This window comes from Staphylococcus coagulans (assembly GCF_002901995.1).
In the GTDB taxonomy this organism is placed as follows: domain Bacteria; phylum Bacillota; class Bacilli; order Staphylococcales; family Staphylococcaceae; genus Staphylococcus; species Staphylococcus coagulans.
The window spans coordinates 1-3,702 of the sequence record NZ_PPQN01000077.1; the positions used below are offsets into that span (position 1 = coordinate 1).

General features: G+C 31.0%; 3 protein-coding genes. 2 read left to right on the plus strand and 1 reads right to left on the minus strand.

All coding sequences use genetic code 11. The features are described from left to right. Positions 1-325: 325 nt before the first annotated feature. Positions 326-730, minus strand: coding sequence for a transposase (locus tag CD118_RS12410; protein ID WP_425353208.1), 405 nt, complete (start codon positions 728-730; stop codon positions 326-328). A 347-nt stretch (positions 731-1,077) separates the two neighbouring features. On the opposite strand from CD118_RS12410, the gene CD118_RS11075 reads away from it, so the two are divergent. Continuing rightward, the gene (locus tag CD118_RS11075) at positions 1,078-2,460 is read left to right on the plus strand and encodes a nucleotidyltransferase (RefSeq protein WP_103356710.1); all 1,383 of its coding nucleotides are present in this window, start codon (positions 1,078-1,080) and stop codon (positions 2,458-2,460) included. Between the two features lies 1 nt (position 2,461). After that, positions 2,462-3,382 (plus strand): SMODS-associated NUDIX domain-containing protein, encoded by a 921-nt coding sequence (locus CD118_RS11080; protein ID WP_103356711.1) that lies wholly within the window; start codon positions 2,462-2,464, stop codon positions 3,380-3,382. Positions 3,383-3,702: the final 320 nt, after the last annotated feature.

Consider the following 3,702-nt stretch of genomic DNA (forward strand, 5'->3'; position numbering starts at 1 on the left):
GGATTTGTTTTAAACCTGACAATATTAGTTGTATTATTTTATATATTTACACTACCTTTACAATTAGCAGCTCTATTTATTAATTATGTATTTAAGTATTTTTATGAGCATGGAAGTTACTACAAAGATATATACAAAGACTTTGATATACATTAATATATTTTAAACAACTTCAAACAAGTTTTGTGTATGGATAATTCTAATTTTAAGAAATAAAAATTAACAATAAGTTCAAATTCTCAATCATGAATATGATATTAGTTTTTTAGGCCCTCTGTTAAATTGGACTGATGAGCAGTATAGAGATTAAGTAACATCACATTGATCAATCTCTTTTTTGGGATGAGTCACATTGAAGTTGAGATGAAATTCGAATGATTTCTATATTTTTTAAAGCTACCTCAAAAGCCGCCTTATCATTTTCTTTCAATGCGTACCTCAATTCGTTTACAAGGGTGTAAGTATTTAAAAGCATTTCATCAAAACTCAGTAAATGTTCAACAATTCCCTTTGGTGTTTTCCATTGTTTATATAATGGGAATTTACGATAAGTAAAGCTTTCAAGTTGTTCTTGCAGCTTTAAAATCATTTTCCAGTAACGTTTAAACTTATTGTATAGAGGTCTTTCTTTTGTCCTGAAACGGTTCATCACTGTAACACGCGTCATATTTAGCTCTCGATTTAAAGCTTGAACAATATGGAAACGATCGATGATGATTTTGGCATTCAGAAATACTTACCTAATCAAAGTCATGTAGGGATCATACATATCAATAGATACAGTTTTTACACGTTTTCTTTCAGAAAGACGAAAACGATAAAAATAGTTTTTTCAAAGCAAATAAACAACGATCTGGAACAATATCAGTAATACGATGAGTGATTGCATATGCATAAATAAAACTCATTACATTCAAATCTACTTTTTAATACGCAATAGATTAGAAAAATGCCTCATTATCGCACTTTGTATTTATAAAAAGTACGAAGAATGTATTTTGAAAATAAGTATAAAATATGTAATAATTAGGCGAATGTACGTTCGCATAACAAACTGTATGAAGGGGGTTTTCAAAAATGTATGATTGTTCAAAGGAGTTCAACACTTTTTATCGCAAAAAGGTTGTACTTCCAGCTAAGGAACAGAATGAACTAAGACAAAGGCGTAAACAGAATATTAGAAGGATGAAAGATGGGTTAAAAGAATATAATGAAGAGAAAAAAACGTATTATAAAATTGCTGAGGAGCGTATACAAGGTAGCATGGCTATGCATACCATTACACAGAATGACGAGAAGGATTACGATATTGATGTAGGCATAGTATTTGAATCAGATTGTCTTAATAATTTGGGTGCTCAAGCTACTCGCAATATGGTAGCAAACGCTCTTGAAAGAAAAACTAGACAATTTGCACAACCCCCTGAAGTAAAGACTAGTTGTGTACGTTTAAAGTATAGTTCTCTTGGTTATCATATGGACTTTGCTGTATTCCAACGGAGTAAAGAATTTGAATGGGATAATAATTACATATATAAGCATGCAGGAGCAGAATGGTCAGAAAGACACATCAAAGCTCTAGAAGAGTGGTTCATTGATCGAGTAAAGTATTTTGGCGATGATATACGTAAAGTAGTCAGATTGTCCAAGATGTTCTGTAGATCAAGAGATAATTGGAAAAACATGCCAAGTGGTCTTGTTCAGACTATATTATGTGACGAAAAGCTGAGAAACTGCTATTCACGCTTAGATGAGAAATTTTATTACACTATGCAAGCGATTGTGCAACGTCTGGAGACACATCTCGACGTTAATGCACCTGTCGATAATGGGAGAGAGCTGATCATCAGAGATATAGATTATAAGCGAATGGAGAATTGGAAAAATCGACTGAGATCGAGTCTGAATAAGTTGGACATACTTTTTGATAAAGAATGCTCGCGAGAAGATGCTCTGCAAGCTTGGTCATTGTTTTTCAATCATTCTTATTGGAATGACTTAACTGAGTCAACTCAAAAGAGAAATATTAGTGATAGCTACTCCCTAAGTTTCAATGATACTGAGCAATTTATTGATGAACTATATCCGATTTATGAACAATATAATGTTTCAATTGAATGTGATGTTTCAGGTAATGGTTTCTCTGTTATGTCGATTGAGAAGTTTTTTGATAAGCTCTCCCCACAACTCAAAAAATTTATTCCATATAATTTCTCTATTATGTGTAGGCTTGGAGATACAGACTGCCCGTCTTATGACAAGATTCTTTGGAAGGTTAGAAATATCGGTATTGAAGCTGAGAAACGAGATTGTATAAGAGGACAGATAGTAGACAATAGAGGTGCTGAAATTAAGGAGAATTCAAACTTCGCAGGATTACATTTTATCGAATGTTATTTAATTAAGAATGACATATGCGTAGGTATAGGCCATGTAGATATACCTATAGGAGACTTTTGAAATGAAAGAATATAATTATTGTAAAAAATTATTAAAAGCGTTTGGTATATTAGCTATATTTTTGATACTCATATTGCTTAGCTATTATTTCAATATTAATGATAAACCAACTGGTTCGGATATTGTTCTTTTGTTTGCCGGTGCTATTATACCTGAGATCGGAAGAAGTATTATCGAATTATTTGATAATAGTAACTGGAAGACATCTCAAAGAAAGTTGATAAGAGCAAAAATGTTACAAGATGATACCTTAATCAGAATTTCGTTTGCATATCTTTATCGAATTAAAGTAGATGATAGATATTTTTTAGTATTGAATAGTAGGTCAGAGAAATATCAACCTGTTGGAGGCGCATACAAGTTTTGTGAAGAAGAGGGAGAATATCTGTCAAGATATATCCCTGCTGAAAATGATAATCGTATACCAGTAGATGAAGTAACTAAAAGAGACTATAGGTTGCTAGTTAAGAATAAAGATTTAAGGAGATTTGTAAAACGCTTCAATAAAACATCGTACAGAGAAAATATAAATAATCTTAGTCGTGAGTTTGAAGAAGAAATATTTAAAACCGGTATTCTGAATAAAGAGATTTTTGGTAATTTGTCTTACAAATATATTGGTAGACATATGACAGAAGTAGAATATGGACGAGTATTTAATCATTTCGAACTTCTCTTAGCAGATATTCTTGAAGTCAAACTTACAGAAAAGCAAGAAGAATTATTCAGGGAGCTTATGCCTTTAAGTTCTGATAAATATTATTTTGCATCAGCTGATACAATTAAAGCTCATGGGGTTAAATATGGGACTCAATTACTAAAAGACAATATTGCTAATCATACACCAAAAATTTTGACCGAAAATACAGACAATTTGACTAATAGAAATAAAAACAAGGACATTATCACTGTCCGATTATAAATTATTTTGTAAATATGGCATGTTCAAATTTAGCTTTCGTGAAGAAAAGAAAATATACTATCATGGAATTCGCAGCAGAGTATAAGATGATAATGAGTGCATTATATTAACCTAAGATAAGAATAAATTAGTAATCCAAAAACTCCGTGGTATTCATATAAAAGGAGAAAATTCCGGAATTTTTCCTTATAATATTTAAAGAACATTACATAGAAAGTATTTAAAAATTAATTATGATTATCAAATAAAATGTAAAAAGGGGCTTATTATTAATGGAGATATCTTATTTATTAGATGTTTTGTTTAAGGGTAGTGTAACT

Excerpts from the sequence above, each read along its gene's own strand:
- CD118_RS11075 (WP_103356710.1), top strand. The coding sequence starts at position 1,078 with ATGTATGATTGTTCAAAGGAGTTCAACACTTTTTATCGCAAAAAGGTT.
- CD118_RS11080 (WP_103356711.1), top strand. The coding sequence starts at position 2,462 with ATGAAAGAATATAATTATTGTAAAAAATTATTAAAAGCGTTTGGTATA.